This is a genomic window from Rhodopirellula europaea 6C, assembly GCF_000338295.1.
GTDB classification, from domain to species: Bacteria; Planctomycetota; Planctomycetia; order Pirellulales; family Pirellulaceae; genus Rhodopirellula; species Rhodopirellula europaea.
Genome location: NZ_ANMO01000001.1, coordinates 1 through 3543, shown reverse-complemented (window position 1 = coordinate 3543; position 3543 = coordinate 1). Strand labels below are relative to the sequence as shown.

Annotated in this window: 1 protein-coding gene; it reads right to left on the bottom strand. The window is 55.9% G+C overall.

All coding sequences use genetic code 11. The features are described 5' to 3' along the window. Window positions 1-2555, bottom strand: a 2555-nt coding sequence (locus RE6C_RS00010; RefSeq protein ID WP_008652656.1) for a vitamin B12-dependent ribonucleotide reductase, incomplete at its 3' end; no start/stop codon positions are given. Window positions 2556-3543: the final 988 nt, after the last annotated feature.

The window sequence follows — 3543 nt, the reverse complement described above, 5'->3', positions numbered from 1 at the left end:
GCAATCGACAGTGCGGTGCCGAAGCTGTCCATGATGCCGCCGATCGTCGACCCTTCTTTGGCCATCGTGATGAACATTTCACCCGGACGTCCATCAGGATACAAACCGACGCACAAGTAACCTTCGTGCCCAGCGATGCTGAACTTGTGGGTCAAGCTTTGACGTGTGTCAGGTAAACGCTCGCGACGTGGCTTGTAGACGATTTTCTCGACTGTTTCGACCTTCGCGGCTTCGGCTGCATCAGTCGCTTTTTGCTCGTCGGACTTGGTGTTCAAAGGTTGCGACTGCTTGCTGCCGTCACGATAAATCGCGATGGCCTTCAGCCCCAATTCCCAGCCCCAGAAGTAAGCGTCCGCGATGTCTTGCGGGGTCACATCGGTGGGCATGTTGACCGTTTTGCTGATCGCACCGGACAGGAACGGCTGAGCCGCGGCCATCATGGTGATGTGAGCACGCCAGCCGATGCTGCGAACACCGTTGGCTGGTTTGAACGCACAATCGAACACGGCCAAGTGTTCGTCCTGCAAACCGGGAGCACCTTCGATGGTGTCGTTGGCATCGACGTACTTCAGAATCTCTTCGATCGTGTCGGCGTCGTAGCCGAGCGTCTTCAAGCCGAGCTTCACGGTTTGGTTGACGATCTTCAACATCCCGCCGCCGGCGAGCTGCTTGTATTTCACGAGTGCGATGTCTGGTTCGATGCCGGTCGTGTCGCAGTCCATCATGAAGCTGATCGTGCCGGTCGGTGCCAGCACGGTCGCTTGTGCGTTGCGGAAGCCGTACTTCTCACCGATTTCCAGCACACCGTCCCACAATTCGCGAGCGGCTTCTTTCAGTTCGGCTGGTCCGTCGTCGTTGATTTGATCGCATGCGTCGCGGTGCATTTGCATCACGCGAAGCATCGGAGCTTCGTTTTCAGCGTAACCGTCGAACGTTCCGACCACGCTGGCCAGTTCCGCACTGGTGCGGTTGGCTTCGCCGTGCAGCAATGCTGTCAACGAACCGCACATGCCGCGAGCCGCGTCGCTGTCGTAGGGCAAACCAGCCGTCATGACGACGCTGCCGAGGTTCGAATAACCCAGCCCCAGCGGACGGAATTTGTGGCTGTTGCGAGCGATGGGCTCGGTTGGGTAACTGGCGTGGTCGACCAAGATTTCTTGAGCGATGAAGAACGTGCGGCAAGCGGCACGGAAACGTTCGTGATCGAACGATCCATCCTGCTGGACGAACTTCATCAAGTTGATGCTGGCCAGGTTACACGCGGTGTCATCCAGGAACATGTATTCCGAGCAAGGGTTCGATGCGTTGATCGCTCCGCTGTTCGGGCAAGTGTGCCATTTATTGATCGTCGTGTCGTACTGCACGCCGGGGTCGCCACAGTGCCAAGCGCACTCGGCCATTTTGTTGAGCAACTCTTTGGCAACGTAGCTTGGTGGCTCGGTGGTCGGTTTGTCAGTGATCCAACGAGTCTGGAAGGTCTCGTTCTTGCGAACCGCTTCCATGTAGTCGTCTGTCAAACGAACTGACAGGTTTGCGTTTTGAAAACAAACGCTGGCGTACGCTTCGCCGTTGAAGTTCGAATCGTAACCTTCGCGAATCAACGCGTGAGCCTTCTTTTCTTCCGCCCATTTGCACTCGATGAACTCGAGAATATCTGGGTGCCAGACTTTGAGCGATTGCATCTTGGCCGCACGACGAGTCTTGCCGCCCGATTTCACGACGCCAGCGATGGAATCATAAACACGCATGAAGGACAGCGGGCCAGATGGCGTTCCGCCACCCGACAATTTTTCGCGTTGGCTGCGGATGGTCGACAAGTCGGTTCCCGTTCCGCTGCCGAATTTGAACAACATCGCCTCGCTGCACGCCAGACGCATGATGTCTTCCATGTTGTCATCCACCGACTGGATGAAACAGGCTGACCCTTGTGGGTATTCGTACGGGTTGTCGGGCTGGGCAGTGGTGTTCTCGGTGCGATCCCAGTGCCAGTTGCACATGTCGCCTTCGACGTCGTACTGAGCGTGCAGACCAACGTTGAACCAAACGGGACTGTTGAACGCACCGTGTTGGTGCAAGCACAACCAGGTCAGGTCGCGGTAGAAACGCTCGCCGTCTTCAGGAGTGTCAAAGTAGCCGTCGGCCAATCCCCAATCGCTGATCGTGCGGGTGACGCGGTGGATCAGTTGGCGGACGCTGCGTTCACGTTCGTCGGTGTTTTTAGGGTCGCCGTAGAAGTACTTCGAAACGACGACGTTGGTCGCCAATTGGCTCCACGAAGCCGGGACTTCGCAATCGGTTTGCTCGAACAAAGCGTTGCCCGATTCGTCTTTGATCGCGGCCGAACGCAGATCCCAGGCGGTGGTGGCGAACGGGGTGCGTCCGTCGTCAGGGCAGAACTTTGATTCAATCTTCAGGCCGGCGCGATCGCCTCGCAGGGCGGTGCCGAACTTCTCGCGTGCATACTCGACGCCATGCTCTGAATCGACCTTTTCCAAGGCAGGGTCATTGGCGGGGAGACGGGAGGTGGCGTTCGACTCGGGCAGAACAGTGGACATAGCGTGTCACAAACTCCTTAAAGAGATCGTCCGTGGACGGTGCACCGGGTGTTGCCGTTCGCGGTCCTCGCGAAACAACCGATTCCGTCAAATTTGAAATGAGAGCTGGCAGTCGCCACTGAGTGCTGCTTCCGTGAGCGAAACGAGCTACCGCGTGGTCCATGAAGTCGATATCGGATCATTGATCGTCAAAATCGATGCAAAGTGATTTGCTATCACTACCGGTAGTGGTTTCCATGCCGTCGAGGCACTACATGTGGGCGACGGCGGGAATATTAGAGGTTCCCAGGATTGTGTCAATCTCGATTTTGAAACTGTCGTAAACAACGACCAGCAATTGGTTTACGCGCGACCCTCAGATCAGATACTAGGCATCCACCTCCCCATTACCGCTGACGTAAAGCTCGCTGTGGTGAAGAGTTAGTGAATCTCCTGAGAAGACATCCCGACCTCGTGGAAAACTTGTCGGCAATCAAAATTTTCTTCTCATCACGCACCAACTACCGGGTCACTTAGGACGATCGCAGAAGGTGGGTAAGAGGTAGTGGAAAGGGGCTCAGGGGCTCAGGGAGCAAGAGGCAGGGGGGTTGATTGAAAAAGTTAAATTGACAATTTCAAATTGTAAAATCGGAGGGGTGGGCTTTGCCTTGGTTGCGTTCGATGCTCGGCCTGGTGATCAGAGCCAGACCTGTCCTGCTACAGATGCCCGCTCGGCAGGTTGCAAGTCACTTTGCGATTTACAATTGTCAATTTCACTTTTTCAATGTTCGCCCGTACCTCATCCCAAACTTCGTTTCGGAAGAGGTGCGACATGGGGAAAACGCCAACAAGCGGTATCAAAACCGCACGCCCTCGGAGGATGAAGGGCTGCACGAGCACGAGCACGAGCACGAGCACGAGCACGAGCACGAGCACGAGCACGAGCACGAGCACGAGCACGAGCTAGAAGCTAGAAGCTAGAAGCTAGAAGCTAGAAGCTAGAAGCTAG